This is a genomic window from Sphingomonas sp. (genome assembly GCF_025353885.1).
Taxonomy (GTDB): domain Bacteria; phylum Pseudomonadota; class Alphaproteobacteria; order Sphingomonadales; family Sphingomonadaceae; genus Sphingomonas_O.
On record NZ_JANXNX010000082.1, the window covers coordinates 20813 to 38692 of the forward strand.

The 17880-nt window shown below is 63.2% G+C and carries 21 protein-coding genes; 7 read left to right on the forward strand and 14 right to left on the reverse strand.

Features of this window, described 5'->3' with window-relative positions:
- The first annotated feature begins 142 nt into the window (after positions 1–142).
- The 3 genes from Q0R02_RS08770 to fdxA are packed head-to-tail and all read left to right on the forward strand — an operon-like array spanning position 143 to position 3290.
- Positions 143–2599 (forward strand): helicase-related protein, encoded by a 2457-nt coding sequence (locus Q0R02_RS08770; RefSeq protein WP_293882654.1) that lies wholly within the window; start codon positions 143–145, stop codon positions 2597–2599.
- A gap of 22 nt (positions 2600–2621) precedes the next feature.
- Positions 2622–2915 (forward strand): S4 domain-containing protein, encoded by a 294-nt coding sequence (locus tag Q0R02_RS08775; protein ID WP_293882656.1) that lies wholly within the window; start codon positions 2622–2624, stop codon positions 2913–2915.
- A gap of 36 nt (positions 2916–2951) precedes the next feature.
- The gene (gene fdxA / locus Q0R02_RS08780) at positions 2952–3290 is read left to right on the forward strand and encodes a ferredoxin FdxA (RefSeq protein WP_293882471.1); all 339 of its coding nucleotides are present in this window, start codon (positions 2952–2954) and stop codon (positions 3288–3290) included.
- Between the two features lie 6 nt (positions 3291–3296).
- On the opposite strand, the gene Q0R02_RS08785 is transcribed toward fdxA, so the two are convergent.
- Genes Q0R02_RS08785 through Q0R02_RS08815 form a run of 7 tightly spaced genes read right to left on the reverse strand, consistent with a single transcriptional unit; the run spans position 3297 to position 9221 of the window.
- On the reverse strand, positions 3297–4535 hold the full coding sequence (locus Q0R02_RS08785; RefSeq protein ID WP_293882473.1) for a cyclopropane-fatty-acyl-phospholipid synthase family protein: 1239 nt from the start codon (positions 4533–4535) through the stop codon (positions 3297–3299).
- A gap of 31 nt (positions 4536–4566) precedes the next feature.
- Positions 4567–5328 (reverse strand): molybdopterin-dependent oxidoreductase, encoded by a 762-nt coding sequence (locus Q0R02_RS08790; protein WP_293882475.1) that lies wholly within the window; start codon positions 5326–5328, stop codon positions 4567–4569.
- On the reverse strand, positions 5325–6059 hold the full coding sequence (locus Q0R02_RS08795; protein ID WP_293882477.1) for a cytochrome b/b6 domain-containing protein: 735 nt from the start codon (positions 6057–6059) through the stop codon (positions 5325–5327). Before Q0R02_RS08795 ends, Q0R02_RS08790 begins: the two co-directional genes overlap by 4 nt.
- 60 nt (positions 6060–6119) lie before the next feature.
- Positions 6120–6878: a sulfite exporter TauE/SafE family protein gene (locus Q0R02_RS08800; protein ID WP_293882478.1), complete on the reverse strand. Its 759-nt coding sequence runs from the start codon at positions 6876–6878 to the stop codon at positions 6120–6122.
- Positions 6871–8055, reverse strand: a complete 1185-nt coding sequence (rlmN, locus tag Q0R02_RS08805; RefSeq protein ID WP_293882479.1) for a 23S rRNA (adenine(2503)-C(2))-methyltransferase RlmN — start codon at positions 8053–8055, stop codon at positions 6871–6873. Before rlmN ends, Q0R02_RS08800 begins: the two co-directional genes overlap by 8 nt.
- A gap of 45 nt (positions 8056–8100) precedes the next feature.
- A complete protein-coding gene (locus tag Q0R02_RS08810; RefSeq protein ID WP_293882480.1) occupies positions 8101–8577 on the reverse strand; it encodes a hypothetical protein in 477 nt (158 codons plus the stop codon).
- The gene (locus tag Q0R02_RS08815) at positions 8574–9221 is read right to left on the reverse strand and encodes a histidine phosphatase family protein (RefSeq protein WP_293882482.1); all 648 of its coding nucleotides are present in this window, start codon (positions 9219–9221) and stop codon (positions 8574–8576) included. Before Q0R02_RS08815 ends, Q0R02_RS08810 begins: the two co-directional genes overlap by 4 nt.
- Before the next feature lie 131 nt (positions 9222–9352).
- Here Q0R02_RS08815 and Q0R02_RS08820 point away from each other — a divergent pair, with 131 nt between their 5' ends.
- Together Q0R02_RS08820 and dnaN are read left to right on the forward strand one after the other, a co-directional pair.
- Positions 9353–9973 (forward strand): outer membrane beta-barrel protein, encoded by a 621-nt coding sequence (locus tag Q0R02_RS08820; protein ID WP_293882484.1) that lies wholly within the window; start codon positions 9353–9355, stop codon positions 9971–9973.
- A 115-nt stretch (positions 9974–10088) separates the two neighbouring features.
- Positions 10089–11192, forward strand: coding sequence for a DNA polymerase III subunit beta (gene dnaN, locus Q0R02_RS08825; RefSeq protein WP_293882486.1), 1104 nt, complete (start codon positions 10089–10091; stop codon positions 11190–11192).
- Positions 11193–11256: 64 nt separating this feature from the next.
- Here dnaN and Q0R02_RS08830 read toward each other — a convergent pair whose 3' ends face one another.
- The 4 genes from Q0R02_RS08830 to Q0R02_RS08845 form a co-directional block, all read right to left on the reverse strand.
- Positions 11257–11604 carry a hypothetical protein gene (locus Q0R02_RS08830; protein WP_293882488.1) on the reverse strand — a complete coding sequence of 116 codons (348 nt, stop codon included), beginning with the start codon at positions 11602–11604 and terminating at the stop codon, positions 11257–11259.
- A 78-nt stretch (positions 11605–11682) separates the two neighbouring features.
- On the reverse strand, positions 11683–13065 hold the full coding sequence (pgmG, locus tag Q0R02_RS08835) for a phosphoglucomutase/phosphomannomutase PgmG (protein WP_293882490.1): 1383 nt from the start codon (positions 13063–13065) through the stop codon (positions 11683–11685).
- Positions 13066–13148: 83 nt separating this feature from the next.
- Positions 13149–13400 (reverse strand): J domain-containing protein, encoded by a 252-nt coding sequence (locus tag Q0R02_RS08840; RefSeq protein WP_293882492.1) that lies wholly within the window; start codon positions 13398–13400, stop codon positions 13149–13151.
- Positions 13397–14188, reverse strand: coding sequence for a division plane positioning ATPase MipZ (locus Q0R02_RS08845; RefSeq protein ID WP_293882494.1), 792 nt, complete (start codon positions 14186–14188; stop codon positions 13397–13399). The genes Q0R02_RS08840 and Q0R02_RS08845 overlap by 4 nt, the downstream gene beginning before the upstream one ends.
- 97 nt (positions 14189–14285) lie before the next feature.
- Between Q0R02_RS08845 and panC the strand changes: the two genes are divergently transcribed.
- Complete coding sequence (gene panC, locus Q0R02_RS08850) at positions 14286–15128, forward strand: pantoate--beta-alanine ligase (RefSeq protein WP_293882496.1); 843 nt, start codon at positions 14286–14288, stop codon at positions 15126–15128.
- Between the two features lie 85 nt (positions 15129–15213).
- Complete coding sequence (locus Q0R02_RS08855; protein ID WP_293882498.1) at positions 15214–15510, forward strand: SEL1-like repeat protein; 297 nt, start codon at positions 15214–15216, stop codon at positions 15508–15510.
- On the opposite strand, the gene Q0R02_RS08860 is transcribed toward Q0R02_RS08855, so the two are convergent.
- From Q0R02_RS08860 to Q0R02_RS08870, 3 genes are read right to left on the reverse strand one after another with little or no spacing between them, the layout of a single operon-like run.
- A complete protein-coding gene (locus Q0R02_RS08860; protein ID WP_293882499.1) occupies positions 15507–16667 on the reverse strand; it encodes a GNAT family N-acetyltransferase in 1161 nt (386 codons plus the stop codon). The two genes, Q0R02_RS08855 and Q0R02_RS08860, sit on opposite strands and share 4 nt — an antisense overlap.
- On the reverse strand, positions 16664–17440 hold the full coding sequence (locus Q0R02_RS08865; protein WP_293882500.1) for a glycerophosphodiester phosphodiesterase family protein: 777 nt from the start codon (positions 17438–17440) through the stop codon (positions 16664–16666). The genes Q0R02_RS08860 and Q0R02_RS08865 overlap by 4 nt, the downstream gene beginning before the upstream one ends.
- On the reverse strand, positions 17412–17879 hold the full coding sequence (locus tag Q0R02_RS08870) for a RidA family protein (protein WP_293882501.1): 468 nt from the start codon (positions 17877–17879) through the stop codon (positions 17412–17414). The genes Q0R02_RS08865 and Q0R02_RS08870 overlap by 29 nt, the downstream gene beginning before the upstream one ends.
- Between the last annotated feature and the right edge of the window lies 1 nt (position 17880).

The window sequence follows — 17880 nt, forward strand, 5'->3', positions numbered from 1 at the left end:
GCCCCTGACGCTCGAGTGCTACCCACCCACGACGTTGCCGCCGCCCTGGGTTTCAGCACTGTGGACAGATTTCGTTAATGTCAAACTAACCGGTTCTGAAACTTCGGCTTGCAACGGCGGACTGGCGCGCCATCTTGTGAGAATGGAGTCAAAGCTGGTCGCTGTCCTCGGGCCTACGAACACGGGCAAGACGCACCTCGCGATAGAGCGGATGTGCGCGCATTCGAGCGGCATGATCGGGTTCCCGCTGCGGTTGCTAGCGCGCGAAGTGTATGACCGGGTTGTCGCGATCAAGGGCGCGGGCGAGGTTGGCTTGATCACCGGCGAGGAAAAGATCCTGCCGCCAAAGGCACGCTGGCTGCTGTGCACCGCCGAATCGATGCCGATGAACCGCGACGTCGCCTTTCTGGCGCTGGACGAGGCGCAGATCGGGGCCGATCCCGAACGCGGCCATGTCTTCACCGACCGGATGCTCCACGCGCGGGGCCGCGAGGAGACGATGATCCTCGGGTCGGAGGCGCTGGGCGGGATGGTGCGCACGCTGATGCCGAAGGCGGAGATCATCAAGCGGCCACGATTCTCGACCCTGAGCTATGCGGGCGCAAAGAAGCTTTCGCGGTTGCCCAAGCGGTCGGCCATCGTCGCGTTTAGTGCCGAGGAAGTCTATGCGGTGGCCGAGATGCTGCGGCGCGCGCGGGGCGGAGCGGCGGTGGTGATGGGGGCGCTCAGCCCGCGCACCCGCAATGCACAGGTCGCGATGTTCCAAGCGGGGGAGGTTGACTATTTAGTTGCCACCGATGCGATCGGCATGGGGCTCAACATGGATTTGAACCACGTTGCCTTTGCCGCGCTCGGCAAGTTCGACGGGCATCGGCAACGTCGGCTAAGTATCTCTGAAATGGCGCAAATCGCGGGGCGGGCGGGGCGGCACCAGCGCGACGGCACGTTCGGGTCGCTTGGCGGGGAGGAGATGTTCCGGCCCGAGGAAATCGAGGCGATCGAGGAACACCGGTTTCCACGCATCGAGCATCTGTACTGGCGCGACGGCGATCCCGATGTGTCGAGCGTGGCGGCCCTGATCGCCGCGCTGGAGGCGCGGCCCCACCGCTTCGAACTGCGCGCCGCGCCCGAAGCGGTCGACCTCGCGGTGCTGAAGCGGCTCGCCGACGACCCGCTGGTGATCGAGCGTGCCCGGCATCCGGTGCGGGTGGCGCGGTTGTGGGAGGCGTGCGGCCTGCCCGATTTCCGCAAGGTCGGCCCCGAACATCACGCGCGGACAGTGCAGCGCATCTATCGCCACCTGACCGAGGGTTCGGGGCATATCCCGACCGACTGGTTTGCTGCCGAGATTGCCCGGCTGGACGAGGTCGGCGGCGACATTCCGGCGCTGGGCGGGCGGATCGCGGCGGCGCGGACCTGGGCCTATATCGCGCACCGGGCAGACTGGCTGGCCGATCCGAAGCACTGGGCAGCGCGGACCGAGGCGCTGGAGGAGCGGCTGTCGGATGCGCTCCACAAAAAGCTGACCGAGCGGTTCGTGGACCGCCGGACGACGGTGCTGATGCGAGAGATCGGCGCAGACCCGGCGTTGCTGGATGTCACGGTCGCTGACGACGGCGTGGTCAGCGTCGAGGACGAGCCGATCGGGCGGCTCGACGGTTTTGCCTTTGCAGTCGATCCATCGGCGCGGGTGGGCGAGCGCAAGCGGCTGCTGGCGGCCGCGGAACGACGCTTGCCAAAGGAACGCGCGCGGCGGGCGCAGGCGCTGGTCGAGGCTCCGGATGCGGAGTTTGCCCTGCTGGCCGAACCGATCGGGATCGCTTGGCGCGGGACGATCGTGGCGCGGCTTGCTCCCGGGCGGACGTTGATGGAGCCGCGCGTCATCCCCGATCCTGCAATCGGCCTGCTGGGACCCGTCGACCGCGAGCGGGTGAGCCAGCGGATCGAGACCTGGCTGGCGAGCATTCTGCGCCGTCACCTGGAACCGCTGTTCGCGATGGCGGAGACGGGCGGCGACCTGTTCACGCCACCCCGGGTGCGCGCGCTGTTGGCGCCGCTGGCGGCGGGCGGGGGGAGTGTCGAGCGCGCGACCGTGGAGGGGCCGCTCGGCGCGCTCGACGCCGATGATCGGCGGATATTGCGTGCCGCTGGGCTGACCGTCGGAACGCTCGACCTGTTTGATGCCCGGCTGTTGAAGCCCGAACCGCTGCGGCTGGTGGCGACGCTGCGGGCGGTACGGGCCAAGGCGGCGATGCCTGCGCTACCCGCGCCGGGGACAACGGTAACAGGGGCCGGAGCGCCACTGCCGGGGTTTCGCGGCTTTGGGGCCAAACAGGTGCGGATCGATCTGGTCGAACGCATCGCCCGCGCATTGCACGACCGGAGGAAGGCGCGGTTGCCGTTCGTGCCCGATCCGGCGCTGGCCACGTCGTTCGGCATCGATGCCACGACTTTTACCGACATCCTGCGCGCCTGCGGCTTTCGTGCGGAGAGCGGGGGCCACTGGGTCTGGCGCAATCGCCCCCGCCCCGCCCCGCCCAAGGCGGTCCCGCGATCCCCCCATTTCGCTGTGCTGGAAGACTGGGCTGGCCGTGTCTGACGCCGCGCGATCCTTGACCACAATGCGCCTCGACACGTTCCTGTGGTTCGCCCGGCTTGCCAAGACGCGAAGCGCCGCTCAGGCGATCGCGGCGAGCGGGCATCTTCGTATCGACAGCCGTCCCGTCGACCGTGCCCATGCCGCGATCCGCCCCGGGCAGGTCATCGCCTTTGCCCAAGGCCCGACAGTAAGGGTGCTGAAGGTCAAGGCCCTGCCGGTGCGAAGGGGGCCGGCTCCCGAAGCGCAGCGATGCTATATTGATCTTGCCCTGGGAAAAGCGGCTCCGACGATTGACGAGGCCGCCCCGGAATCCTAACGAACCGGCATTAAAAAAACGGGAGTTTCTACGGCCATGACCTATGTCGTCACCGACGCCTGCATCAAGTGCAAGTATATGGATTGCGTCGAGGTCTGCCCCGTCGACTGCTTTTACGAGGGCGACAACATGCTCGTCATCAACCCCAGCGAGTGCATCGACTGTGGTGTCTGCGAGCCCGAGTGTCCCGCCGAAGCGATCCTGCCGGATACCGAGAGCGGGCTGGAGAAGTGGCTGGAGCTCAACACGACCTTCTCGGCGCAATGGCCCAATATCACGCGCAGCCGCCCGGCCCCCGCCGATGCTGATGAATTCAAGGGCGTGGACGACAAATTCGACAAGTTCTTCTCGCCGGAGGCCGGCCAGGGGGACTGAGTTCGTTTAAGTAACGGAGAGCGTCCGCAGCCGCTCTTCCTCGTCGCGAATGTAATCTCGCGTGATCGGCAGGGTGCGGCGACGGCGACTGTATTGCAGTTGGTAATTGCACAGCGATCCATTTTCGAATGCGGCCGTCGCGCCTGCAAGGTAGAATTGCCACATCCGATAGAAGCGCTCGTCATATAGCGCCTCGATCTCGGCACGCTTTTCAACGACGCGGTTGTACCAGTGCTGCAGTGTCAGGCCGTAGTGCAACCGGAGAGTCTCGATGTCGGTGGCGAGCAAGCGGGTCCGCTCGCTGGCGGACACGATTTCGGACAACGCGGGGCTGTAGCCGCCGGGAAAGATATATTTCGCGGTCCAGGCGTCGGTCACGCCCGGCTCGCCCAGTCGCCCGATGGTGTGGAGGAGCATGACGCCATCGTCGGTCAGCAGGTCGCGGCATTTCCTGAAAAAGGCTTCGTAGTGGCGCGGGCCGACGTGTTCGAACATGCCGACAGACACAATTCGATCGAACGGGCCCGTGACATCGCGATAATCGATCAGCTCGAATCTGACCCGGTCGGCGACCCCTGAGGCCTCGGCCCGCTGGCGGGCGACTTTCAACTGTTCCTCGCTGAGCGTGATGCCAAGGACATCGACGTCGGCAACGCGGTTTAGATACAGCGCCATGCCGCCCCAGCCGCAGCCGATGTCGAGGACACGCTGGCCGGGTGCAAGCGCCAGCTTGGCGGCAATATGGGCCTTCTTGTCTGCCTGCGCCTGTTCCAGGGTGTTGCCGGGATCGGTGAAATAGGCGCAGCTATATTGCCGGTCGGCGTCGAGAAACAGGTCGTAGAGCCGGTCGCTGAGGTCATAGTGATGGGCGACGTTGCGTTTCGACCTGCGCGCCCAGTTGATGCGGTCGACCCGGCCCTTTGCTTTGCGCAACGAGTCTCGCCAGATGTTGGGATTGCCGCTGTTGCCGCCCTTGTCCCACGGATTGTTCATGCGGAGCAGGCTGACGAGGTCGAGGACATCGCCCTTTTCCATAATCAGCCGCCCATCCATATAGGCCTCGCCAGCGCCGACATCGGGGGCCAGCGCGATGTCCCGCGCGACGCGGCCATCGGCAAAACGAACAGCGACGTCGGGAAAGCCCGTGGTCGGCACCCCGAAGTTCCGGGCGACGCCTTTGTGGTCGATGATGGTCAGCGTGCCGTGTCGGAAAGCTTTGGAAACATATTTGTCAAATAGCGACATGGGACTGAATTTACCCTGTGTAACAACCAGTTCAGATGCCGGCATACCATTGGTATCCGGCCGCGTCCTCCCAGAATCCCCCATTGCCGCCGCGTATCCCTTTCAGCGACGAAACAAGTTCCAGCCGGTTGACGTATTTCGCGTGCTTGTAGCCGAGCTGGCGTTCGACGCGCAGGCGCAGCGGTGCGCCATTGGCAATCGGCAGGGTCTGGTCGTTCAGCGCCCAGGCCAGCATCGTCTGGGGGTGGACGGCATCGATCCGGTCGATCGATTCATAATAAGGCGCGCCGTCATTGGCATCGGCACAATGGAATACGACATAATTCGCCTGCGGGCTGACCCCGGCGCGGTCGAGGATGAGTTTCAGCGGGGTGCCGGTCCATTTGGCGATGGCGCTCCAGCCCTCGACACAATCATGGCGGGTGATCTGGCTGCGATGCGGCATGGCGCGCAGGTCGTTCAGCGCGATCGATTGCGGACGCGCGACCAGGCCGTCGACAACCAGTGTCCAGTCAGCAAAGGCGGCAGCGGCATGGCGCGCATAGTCCGCACCGACCGGCATCGCCACGCCGTTCGAACGAAAGACGGGTGACCGATCGCCGGGCGCATATTCACGGGCTAGCGCGCTATTGTCCTGCAGCAACCGCTGAAGGCGGTAATTGCCCCGCTCGCCCTGTTTCAACAGTGACTGGAAATCGGGATTGGCGCCCAGCTTGTCGCATCCGGCGACCAAGGTGCCAGCCCCTGCGACCAGTCCGCCGACCAGTGCGCGCCGGGTCAGGATCCTGCTCATGTCGGTTCTCCGGCAGGTGCTGGATCGGGCGGAATGCGGTAGCGACCGGTGATCATCGACCGAATTTCGTTATAGGGTCCAGCGAGTGCAACCAACAGCAGGTGAACGAGGATAAACAGCGCAATCCCGCCCGCGCAGATGAAATGGATCGACCGGGTCGTGGCGCGCCCGCCGAACAGGTCGGGGATCGGCAGGATCGCGTTGAAGCCCGGCGACAGGCCGAGGCCGGTCAGGATCAGCAACGGGATCAGGATAAAGATGACCGCGATATAGGTCAGCTTTTGCAGGACATTATAGCGCAACGCCGCCGCCCCGGTCGGGAAACGCAGCCGGGCGTGATCCTTGATGTCGGCCCACAGGTGCGACGGGGCAATCTCGGCGCGGGTCAGCGTCAGGTCGCGCTGGATATGGCGGGTGATCAGCGACGCGACCAGATAGGCCAGCAGCCCGAACGCCAGCACCCACGCAAACGCCAGGTGCCAGATCCGCGCGAGGGCGAGATTGTAGCCTGACGGAATGGTCGCCCAAGCCGGGAAGTGCGGCGGACTGTACCACGGCTGGTCGAAGTTCGCGCCAAACTCTCCCCAATACAGATGCGGGTGCGCGTTCGAGATGGTCAGGCCGGACATCAGCATGGCGATGACGGCAATCGCGTTGATCCAGTGCCAGATACGGGTCGAGATGCGGTGGCGCTTGACCAGCTCGCCCCCCTTCACGTCGTCGCTGCCCATTGCCGGTCTCCTCGCGTCACTGTTTCGGCCAACATAGCTACGCTGTAAAGCGCGAGGAGGTTACAGATAGGCCCGATAAAAAAATACCATGGTCGTGATCGTGCTGATGGCCAGCGTCCACGCCCGGATCGCCCATGGCGGTAACACGATGCCAAGCCGCGCGCCGAAATGACCGCCGACGATTGCGCCGAGCAGCATCGGCACGCACAGGACCCATTTCACCATGCCGAGCGTCACGAAGACGATGGTCGCGGCGGCATTGGCCATCGACAGCATCAAGGTGCGCGGGGCGGCGAGCTGGTGCGGTGCGCTGCCCGACAGCAAGCCCCAGGTCGCGGTCATCATCATGCCGACCCCACCGCCGAAATAGCCGCCGTAGAGGCCCAGCAGCACTTGTGCGGTGACCAGCGTGCGTGGCCCGATCGAGGTGCGCGATCGCAGCCAGTCGGCGGCGCGGGGACCAAAGGCGATGGCGATCGTGGCAACCAGCAACAACCAGGGAATAATGACGTCGAACGTGCTGGAGGGGGTGGCGACGAGCAACAGGCTGCCCACCAATCCCCCGATGAAGGTGACGATGCAAAGCCGCCTGACCGACATGCCGGCGAGCGGTCCCAGACCGCCGCGATAGGCCCATGCGCTGGTGATCGCGCCCGGCTGGAGCGCGACGTTACTGGTGGCGTTGGCAATGGGGGAGGGCAGTCCGAGTGCAATCAGCGTCGGCATGGTCGCAAACGATCCACCGCCCGCCAGCGCGTTCATTGCCCCGCCGACCATGCCTGCAACCGCCGCCACCGCGAGCGTGATCGCGTCAACCAAGCGCGGCCTGCTTTTCCTCGGCCAGCGCATCCAGTTCGGCCCGCGTCTTTTTCTCGCTCGCCGATTTCAATTGCCCGCAGGCAGCCATGATATCGCGGCCGCGCGGGGTGCGGATCGGGGCGCTGATCCCGGCATCGAAGATGATGGTGCTGAACGCCTTTATCCGGTCGCGATCCGAACATTCGTAGGTCGCGCCGGGCCAGGGATTGAACGGGATCAAGTTCACCTTGGCCGGCAGCTTGTACTTGTGGATCAGGCGGACGAGTTCGCGGGCGTCGTCGTCGCTGTCGTTCTTGCCCTTGAGCATCACATATTCGAACGTGATGCGCCGGGCGTTGTTGGCTTGCGGATAGTCCGCACAGGCCTGGAGCAGCTCCTCGATGCCGTACTTGCGGTTGATCGGCACGATTTCGTCGCGGACTTCCTTGGTGACGGCATGGAGCGAGACCGCGAGGTTGACGCCGATCTCTGCGCCCGCACGCGCCATCATCGGGACGACGCCCGAGGTGGACAGGGTGATCCGCCGCTTGCTGAGCGCGAGCCCGTCGCCGTCCATTACGATTTTCAAGCCATCGCGCACTGCTTCGAAATTATACAGCGGTTCGCCCATGCCCATCATGACGATATTGGTGAGCATCCGACCCTCCTCGCCCGAGGGCCATTCGCCCAGCGAATCACGCGCCAGCATGACCTGGCCGACGATTTCCCCCGCCGTCAGGTTGCGGACCAGCCGCATCGTCCCGGTAAAACAGAACCGGCAGTTCAGCGTGCAGCCGACCTGGCTCGACACGCACAGGGTGCCGCGGTCGGCATCGGGGATGAAGACCATCTCGTAATCCTGGCCGTCGGGCGATCGCAGCAGCCATTTGCGAGTGCCGTCGGACGACACCTGCGCCTCGATCACCTCTGGCCGACCAACGACGAAACGTTCGTCGAGCCAGACGTGCATGGCCTTGGCAATGTCGGTCATCGACGTGAATTCGATGACTCCGCGATTGTAGATCCAGTGCCAAACCTGTTTCGACCGCAGCTTCGCCTGCTTTAATTCCATACCCGCTTCGGTCAGGACGTCGCGGAGCTGGTCCTTGGTCAGGCCGACCAGGTCGATGCGGCCATCATCGCGCAGCGTCTTGGCGCGGGGGACGGTGACGGGATCGATGTGTCCGGGGCTTTGCATCAGGGCGTTCATCGAGCGCGATATAGGGCTGATGGGGCCAAAACGCTATCGTCGCGCGCAACCGAGGGCTGCGGCGTCGATGGCGGTGGCCGCGCCCTTCAGCGCATAGCTTTCGGAAAAAACGCGGCCCGTCGCTGCGCGGGCCCTGACCGTAAAGCCGGGGGCGCTCCGCATCGCCGCGACCAGCGCAGCGTCGGTGCGCTGGTCGGGGGACCAGGCATCGGCCCCGCCAGCGACCAGCGCAAACCTCTGGACCCCGATGGTCAGCACGACCGGCGCCCCCGCAAGCAGGGCGTGGCTCAGGCGTACCTGAACCTGGCCACGCTCACCCGATTGCGGCCAGTTCGACACCGAGGCGAAAGAACGCCATTTGCCGCCATCGGCTCTGATCGGCTGGGCAATGGCATAGCAGCGCGTTGGACGTTCATCGCGAAAAGTGCCCCATCCCTCGAACGTGCCAAGCGAAGTCCGGGCTGCGGCGGGAGAAATCAGGACAGCCAGAATCACCAGCAGCCGCCTCATGCGTGGCCGCCGCCGGTGCCGAGAATGGCGATCTGTTCGACGCCATCCGCGATGACGGCCACCGATCCTTGCGGCAGGCCGGTTGCGATCGGTGCGCCATAGGCCGGGTCGATCGGCAGGCCGGTGAGGACGCCGCGCAGCACCCGGCTTGAAATACCGTGCATGACAACCAGCCGGTCCCCGGGGTCGCTGGCAGCATCCCCAGCCCACGCTCCTACGCGGGCGGCGATCCTGCCGTAGGTCTCGCCATCGGGTGCGGGTTTCAGCAGCATGGTCATCGGATCTATGACCGGCCCGGCCTCTGCCACCACGTCGGCGTAGTATCGTCCGCCCCAACTGCCCATGCCGATTTCCATGAGCCGATCGTCAATGTGCGCTCCGTGCCAGTCCAGGTCGAGATGTTCGGCAATGATCGCCAGTGTCTGGAGCGCGCGCCCCGCCGGCGATGACCATAATGTCAGCGCGGGTGCGGCCCCCAACTGCGCACGCAGCGCCATGCCCATCGCCTCGGCATGGGCAAAGCCCGCGCGCGTCAGTGGCGTGTGCGTAATTTCACCTTGCAAGCGCCGACCCGCATTAAACACGGTCTCGCCATGCCGTGCGATCCACGTCTTTCCCTTGAGCAGGTTTCCAGCCGGTTTCATGTCAAGGTCAATTCCTTCTTTGTGGCAGATTTGCAACAAAATCTGCTGTTTATCTGAGGTTCATGCAATGAACGGCTGGCACCACTACTTAGACACCGTCCCCAGTTCGGGGACCAGTAAGGAGTTGCGTAATGCGTACCATTTTCACTGCCGCGCTGTTGGCGTCGGCATTCGTTACCCCGGCCCTTGCCCAGGGGCACGCGCCATTCACCGGACCGCACGTCGAAGTCACTGGCGGTTGGGATCGATTGACCGGTAGCAATGGCAACGGCGGCCACAATGATGGTTTCGTCTATGGTGTCGGCGCCGGATACGATGCCCAGGTCGGTGGCGTCATCCTGGGGATCGAAGGTGAAGCGACTGATTCAACCAACAAGGTTCGTGCCCGCAATGTGCTGGTAACGGGCGACAATGCGCGTGTCAGCGCGGGGCGTGACCTGTATATCGGCGGACGTATCGGCTATGCCGTAGCGCCTGCGACGCTGCTCTACGTCAAGGGCGGCTATACCAACGCACGTTTCGGTGAGCGCTATGACAATGGCGCCGGCACGATCTCGGGCGGTCACGCCAACGCCGACGGTTACCGTGTCGGTGCCGGTGTCGAGCAGAAGTTCAACGTGTTTGGCCCCGGCGGGTTCGTGAAAGCCGAGTATCGCTACTCGAACTACAAGAACCTGAATGTTGGCGATGCGAATATCGACACTGATTTCGACCGCCATCAAGTGGTTGGCAGTATCGGGGTGCGTTTCTGACACGTCGACGTCGCTGAACGGCGATTGGAGGGTCGGGGCGCTTGCCCCGGCCCTTTTTTCTGTCCATTAGTCGATCCTTGCATTTTGTTTCAGAAGACCCGGGGGTTTCAGACCGATGAAGGCGACGATCGAACGCGCGACGCTGTTGAAAAGCCTGGGCCATGTCCAGTCGGTGGTTGAGCGACGCAACACCATTCCCATCTTGTCTAACGTCCTGATCGAGGCTTTGGCAGAGGGCGGCATTCGCCTGATGGCGACCGATCTGGACCTGCAGATATTGGAAACGATCGACGCCAAGGTTGAAACTGCGGGCACCACCACGGTATCGGCGCACACGCTGTTCGAAATCGCGCGCAAGTTGCAGGAAGGGAGCGAAGTTTCGCTGAACGCCGCCGACGGCAAGATGGCGGTTAAGGCCAGCCGGTCGAACTTCAACCTGCCGACGCTCCCGCGCGACGATTTCCCGATTATCGCCGAAGGGGAGTTGCCGACCAAATTCGAACTGCCCGCAGCAACCTTGCGCCAGATCATCGACAAGACCCGCTTTGCAATCTCGACCGAAGAGACGCGGTACTATCTGAACGGTATTTTTCTGCACGTGGTCGACGACACGATGAAGGCAGCGGCCACCGATGGTCATCGCCTGGCGCGCGTGACGGTTGCCCGACCCGACGGGGCCGAAGGGATGCCCGACATCATCATTCCGCGGAAGTGCATCGCCGAATTGCGCAAACTGCTGGACGAGGTGGATGGTTCGGTCGAGGTTTCACTGTCAGCGACGAAGATTCGTTTTGTGCTGGGTCATGCCGTGCTGGTGTCCAAGCTGATCGATGGCACCTTTCCCGACTATAGCCGTGTGATCCCGACCGGTAACGACAAGATTTTGAAGATCGATCCCAAAAGCTTCATGCAGGGTGTCGATCGGGTTGCGACCATTGCGTCGGAAAAGACCCGCGCGGTGAAGATGGCGCTCGACAAGGACAAGATTACGCTTTCGGTGACGTCGCCTGAAAACGGAACGGCGGCTGAAGAAGTGCCGGGCGAATATTCCGCCAGTGGCTTTGAGATCGGCTTCAACGCGAAATATCTGATGGACATCTTGGCGCAGATCGAGGGTGATTCGGTCGAGGTGCATCTGGCGGATGCGGCTGCTCCGACGTTGTTGCGCGAGAACGACAAGGCGGCGGCGCTTTATGTGCTGATGCCGATGCGGGTTTGAAGGACTTGCCGCGAGTAAGGAAACTCGCTGCTTTCCGATCGGGCGACTAACTCCGCTGACACGACTATTGGCTGCGGATGGCCTTTGCTCGCGCGGCACCAGCGGTCTTCACGGCATCGGCCTGTGCAGCGGCCTGCGCCTCGATAATGCGGCTTTCTTTTTTCAACGCATCAGCCCGGACATCCAGCGACTGGCCCTGATAGCCACCGGCGTTATCGGCTTCGCTTGCCAACTGACCTGACTGGTTTGACATCACTTCGGCGCGCTGTGCTGCTGCGGCCTGTATTTCGTGAGCCTGTGCACTGGCGTTTGATTCGATGGCGTCGGCGGCGCGTTCCTTGGGGTCACTTGAGGTGCAGCCGGATAGCCATACGATGCTGACGATGGCTGCCGCGAAGAGTGTCGTTTTCATGATGTCGGCCCTTTAAAAGCACTCCATCCGAGAACGAAGATCGTCCCGGATGGTTGCGCTCCTCGCTTTGGGACGAGATCAATGGCTCGCCTGTTCCCCACGCACCAATCCCGATGCCGCCAGTTGGGCGTCGATCATGCCGAGCAGGCGGTCGAGCCCGGCCTGATCCTTCGCCTCCGCCCGCGCGACTAGCACATCTTGCGTGTTCGACGCGCGCAGCAGCCACCACCCATCGACGGTATTTACCCGCGCGCCATCGGTCCGGTTGATGTCCGCACCTTCGGCTTCGAGCCGGTCGAGCACCTCGTCGATAACCGCGAACTTGCGGCTCTCATCGACCTGGAACCGCATCTCGGGGGTATTGACCATCGCGGGCATGGCATCCTTCAGCGCGGTCAACGACCCGCCAAGCTGGTGGACCGCGCGGATCAGGCGGACCGCAGCATATTGGGCGTCGTCGAACCCGTAATATTCATGTGCAAAGAAAATGTGGCCGCTCATTTCCCCGGCGAGTGGGGAATGGGTTTCCTTCATCTTGGTCTTGATCAGACTGTGGCCGGTCTTCCACATCAGGGGCGTGCCACCGAGTTCGGCGATCCGGTCGTACAGCGCTTGAGACGCCTTCACATCGGCGATGATCGTCGCGCCGGGTTCGTCGATCAGGACGGGTTCAGCCAAAATGGACAGGATCTGGTCGCCCCAGACGACGCGGCCCTGCCCGTCAATTGCGCCCAATCGATCACCATCACCATCAAAAGCCAGTCCGAAGTCGAGCTTGTTGTCGGCGACGAGCTTTTTCAGATCGGCAAGGTTCTTTTCTTCGGTCGGATCCGGGTGATGATTGGGGAAGTTACCATCGATATCGGTGAAAATTGTGTGGTGTTCGCCCGGCAGCAGCTTGACCAACATCTCGATGACTTCGCCAGCGGCACCGTTCCCGGCATCCCAGCCGATACGGAAAGGCCCGCCGTCGAACTTTTCGACCAGCCGGTTCACATAATCCTCGATAATGACGTAGTTCGAGACCGAGCCCGAACCGTCCTCCCAGTCGCCGGCGTCGGCCAGCGTGGCGAGATCCTGAATGTCCGCCCCGTAAAACGGCGCATGGGCAAGCACCATCTTGAAGCCGTTATACTCGCCGGGATTGTGGCTGCCGGTTATCTGGACGCCGCCATCAACCTCCAGCGTGGCTTCCGCGTAATACAGCATCGGGGTTGGTCCAAGACCAATGCGCACAACGTCGATACCGGTCTCGGTCAGGCCACGCACCAATTCGCCTTCGAGCGACACTGAGGACAGGCGACCGTCGTAGCCGACCGCAATGCGGGTGCCGCCGTTGCGCCGGACGCGCGTGCCGAAGCCGCGACCGATGGCATAGGCGTCGGCCTCTCCCAATGTTTCGCCGACGATTCCCCGAATGTCATATTCGCGCAGGGCGGTCGGGTTGAAACTATGGGTCATGCAGGGGCCTTTCGGGAACGGATTACAGCTTCGCTATAACCAAGTCGTGACGACTTTGTTGCAGCGCATCGAGTCCTGGCGGGTCAGGGGCGGAGCATCACGTCGCGCGCCTGGTTGATCCGCGACGCCAGTTCGACGCTGCCGCCGGTATCGGGATGAACCTTTGTTATCAGTCGTCTGTGGGCTTCCAACACGGCATCGCTGCTGGCGTCGCTGGTCAGGCCAAGCAGCTTTGCCGCCTCCGACCGGTTCATTCCGCCGGGGACGGTGAGATAGCGTTTGCCGTAGTAATAGAGCGCATAAAGCATCGCGCCGAACAAGATTACCTTGATCACAGGGCAACCTGCAGGGGCTGTTCCACACCCGCGGGCAGAGCGAACCCGGAGATCATCTCGCGCAATTCCTGCCGCGCGGCGATGTGGCTGAGACCGACCGATTCGATCGCGCCGACGTCGATCAGCGTCAGACCTTTAGGAAAAAGCTCACGATAAATAACGCGTTCGCCAAGGCCGGGGATAACGCGAAATCCGACGCGCTTGGACAATTCGGTAAGCGCGGCGGCAACGCGGCGCATGTTGTGTGCCTCCAGGTGCTGGAGGCGGTTGCGCAGGACGACCCAGTCGACGGTGCCGCCATCGGCCTTGGCGCGGACCTTGCGCAAATCCCAGATCAGTTCCGCATAGAAGCTGGGCTTCTTGACGCGAAAGGTTTCGGCATCGACCTGCCCGATCAGGTCGAGGTCGACGAAACTGTCGTTGATCGGCGTCACCAGAGTGTCGGCCAGCGAGATCGCGGCGCGGGCGAGGGGATCGTCACGACCCGGTGTATCGACGATGATAAAGTCGTTGTCTTCGCTAAGGCGCGCGACTTCGTCCTCTAGTCCCTGGGGCGACAGGGCCGTCAGCACGGCGTGGCTCGGCATCGGCAACTCAAGCTGGCGACGGCGCATCGTGGCGGCACGATTGTCGAGATAGCGGACCATCGTCTTCTGGCGGACGTCGAGGTCTAGTGCAGCGACCCGGTGCCCCGCCGCCGCCAGCGCGACGGCCGCATGCACGGCGGTGGTGGATTTTCCCGTGCCACCCTTTTCATTGGCGAAAACAATTTTGTGCGCGCGTTTCATCGGTTTCAAATTACCTGACCGCCCCCGGGCTAGCTTGATTTGATACCCCGGGCTCTGCCAAGGCGTGTGTCTTCGCCATATCGGAGCGGCCCCTTTCGTGCAAACCATCCGTGACCTGGATCATCTTCGCAAGGCGCGCGCTGCGTTGACCGGCCGCGTCGCCGTCGTTCCCACGATGGGCGCGCTCCATGCGGGGCATCTGGCGCTGGTCGCGGCGGCCAAAGCGCGGGCCGATCAGGTGGTTGCAACGATTTTCGTGAACCCCACGCAGTTCGGGCCGAACGAAGACCTGGCGCGCTATCCACGACCAGAGGCTGCGGATGCAGCCATGCTGCAGGCGGCGGGGGTGGCGATCCTCTGGCACCCCGATGTGGCGACAATGTACCCAGACGGATTTTCGACGAAGGTTTCGGTGGCAGGGTTCGGCGACGTCCTGGACGGGGCGGCGCGTCCGGGCCATTTCGATGGGGTGGCGACGGTGGTTGCCAAGCTGTTCGGACAGGTCCGGCCCGATCTGGCATTCTTTGGGGAAAAGGATTGGCAGCAGCTGGCGGTGATCCGACGGATGACGATCGACCTCGATTTAGGCATCGAAATCGTCGGTGTCCCGACCGAGCGCGAGGCAGATGGGCTAGCCCGATCTTCGCGCAATGCGTATTTGTCGCACACCGAACGCGCAGCGGCACCAGCATTGCCGCAAGCGCTCTGTAGGGCGGTCACCGCGATCGAGGGTGGCGTCGATGTTGCCCAGGCTTTGACTGAAGCGCGCGCTGATATCACCCAAGCGGGGTTCGGCGTTGATTACGTCGCGTTGATCGACGACCAACTGTTACCCATGGCAAGCCTTTCCGCCGACGGTCGGATCGTGGCCGCCGCTCGCATCGGCACGACCCGGCTGATCGATAATCTCGCGGTTTCCCTGAACCCTGCGAGACGCTGAAGTTCTACTTTCTGCGCCGTTAACCATTTGTTGAAACCATTTGCGCAAGGTGGGCCATCGACACTCGGTCGAGGGGGGTGGCCGGATGGCACATAGTTTAAAGAGCGCGGCGTTTCTGCTGGAAAGCCGCATGACCGACGCAGCAGCGGGCGATGTCCGCGCACTTTACGAACTCGGCATTGCCTATTCATCGGGATCGGGTGGCATCAGTGTGGACCTGATCCAGGCGCATAAATGGTTCAATCTGGCGGCGGTGTCGGGCAACGAGCGCGCGCAGGAATGCCGCGCGGAGATCGCTGATGACATGACGGCGCGTGAAATCGCCGAAGCCCAGCGGCAGGCTCGGGCCTGGCTGGGTGCCACGACACGGCGGGCGGCCTAGCCTTTCCTGAAGGGCGTCATCGTTTCGAGGAACGCCGCATTACCTGCTACCGCGCGACGTTCGCGGTCGAGAAATTCGGATATGGCCGCGCGAAATCCGGGATTTGGAATATAGTGCGCCGACCATGTCGCAACCGGACCATAGCCGCGGGCGAGCTTGTGTTCGCCCTGCGCTCCGGCTTCGACGCGCGACAGGCCGCGCAATATGGCGGCGTCGATCGCCTGATAATAGCAAAGTTCGAAATGGAGGCACGGCACGTCTTCCGAACAGCCCCAGTAGCGCCCGTATAGCGTGTCCGCGCCGATGATGTTGAGCGCGCCCGCAATCGGCCGGCCATCGCGCAGGGCCAGCATCAGCAACACCTTGTCACCCATGGTCTGACCCAGCAGCGTAAAGAAGCTGCGCGTGAGATACGGCGTCCCCCACTTGCGCGCGCCGGTGTCCTGATAGAATTGCCAGAATGAATCCCAATGCGCTTCGGTGATTTCCGCGCCGGTCAGGTGGGCAATTTCCAGCCCCTCGACCGCTGCTGCCCGTTCCTTGCGGATCGCCTTGCGCTTGCGGGATGTGAGCGCGGCAAGGAAGTCATCAAAACTGGCGTAACCGTTATTGGTCCAGTGAAACTGCGTGCCTTCCCGTATCAGCCAACCGGCGTCACGGAAAACGTCGAGCTGGTCCTCATCGACGAAGTTGGCGTGGGCGGACGACAGGTTATTGTTGTCTACCAGCACCTCCGCAGCGGCGATCAGTGCGGGGGCGAGGGCAGCGTCGCGCGCCAGCAGGCGGGGGCCGGGGACCGGTGAAAAGGGCACCGCGATCAGCAGTTTGGGATAATAATTACCACCCGCCCGTTCCCAGGCATCGGCCCATGCGTGGTCAAAGATATATTCGCCCTGACTATGGCTTTTAGCATAGGCAGGCAGCACTCCGGCCAGCGTTCCGTCAGTCGCATCGATGGCGATGGGCACAGGTTGCCAACCGGTCCCGGCGACCGCGCTGCCCGATTTTTCAAGCGCGCTGAGGAAGGCATGGCTGACAAAGGGGTTGGCGTCACCCGCACAGGCATCCCATTGGACGGCGTCGAACGCGGCAATTCCATTGCCGATGCGCGCCGTCACCGCGCCAGCTTCGGGTTGGTCACTGTTGCCTTCGCTCACGCAATCTTCTCGTAGATCGCCTCGTCAGCATAGGCGAAGGCGGCTTGTTCGCTGGCGGCGTCGCGCACGGTCCAGGTCAGGAGGGCGATCCCGCGACCGCGCGCGTTCGCCGCAAAGCGTGAAGGCAGGTCGCGGACATCGTACGCCAGAAAGTCGGGTTTTCCACGCGCCATGGACGCCCAACGCCGGAACCAGCCCTTTATCCGCTCCTTGCGCGTGGTTTCGCCCCGTTCGGTGACCACCAGACCCCGGACGACGCGCGGCGCATTCTGACCGAACCAGTGGGCGACCTGCGGATTGAACGACATGACCGCTGCTGCCCCGCGATACCCCTCAAGCGCGCGGTGGACCGACAGGCACAGCGCGGCAACATGGCGCTCCTTCGTCTTCACCTCGATCAGGACGGGAACACGGCCACCGATAATCTTCAGGATTTCGGGAAGGCGCGGGATACACTCGTCGGTGCCGGCCAGCTTGATTGCGTCCAGTTCGGACGCGGACCGCGACCCGAACGCACCCCGCGCCGCCGTCAGCCGTTCCAGTTCAGCATCGTGGAACACAAATGCTTCCCCACCCGAGGCAGCCTGCACATCGAGTTCGATGCCGTGGCCCAGCACGATGGCCGCACGAAATGCCGCTCGACTGTTTTCGACGCATAGAGTGTTGTGCAAACCGCGATGCGCAAACGGTTGCGTCTTCAGGAATGCAATGCGCTGCGGGTGCGGCGCGGGTGCGATCAGCCGCTCAAGCGGGGCGAACAGCGACGATCGCATCGATTTCCACCATGGCGCCGAGCGGTAGCACCGGGACACCGACCGCGGCGCGAGCATGACGGCCCGCATCGCCGAACAGTTCGACCATCAGCGAAGATGCGCCATCGGCAACCTTTGCCTGGTCGGTGAACCGCGAGTCGCTGTTGACGAACACGCCGAGTTTCACGATCCGCTCGACGCGATCGAGCGACCCAAGCGCCTTTTTGATCTGGGCAACAAGCATGATGCCACAGGCTTCGGCGGCCTGCTTGCCCGCTGCCACATCACGGTCTTCACCGAGCCGTCCGGTCATAACCGCGCCGTCGAGAAAGGGCAGTTGACCCGAAACGTAGAGAAACCCGGCGACTTCGACCGCGGGGACATAGTCAGCGACCGGGGCCGCAGGGGTTGGCAGCTTAAGGCCGCGCTTGGCGAGGATGGCGTCGATCGTATCTTTCATG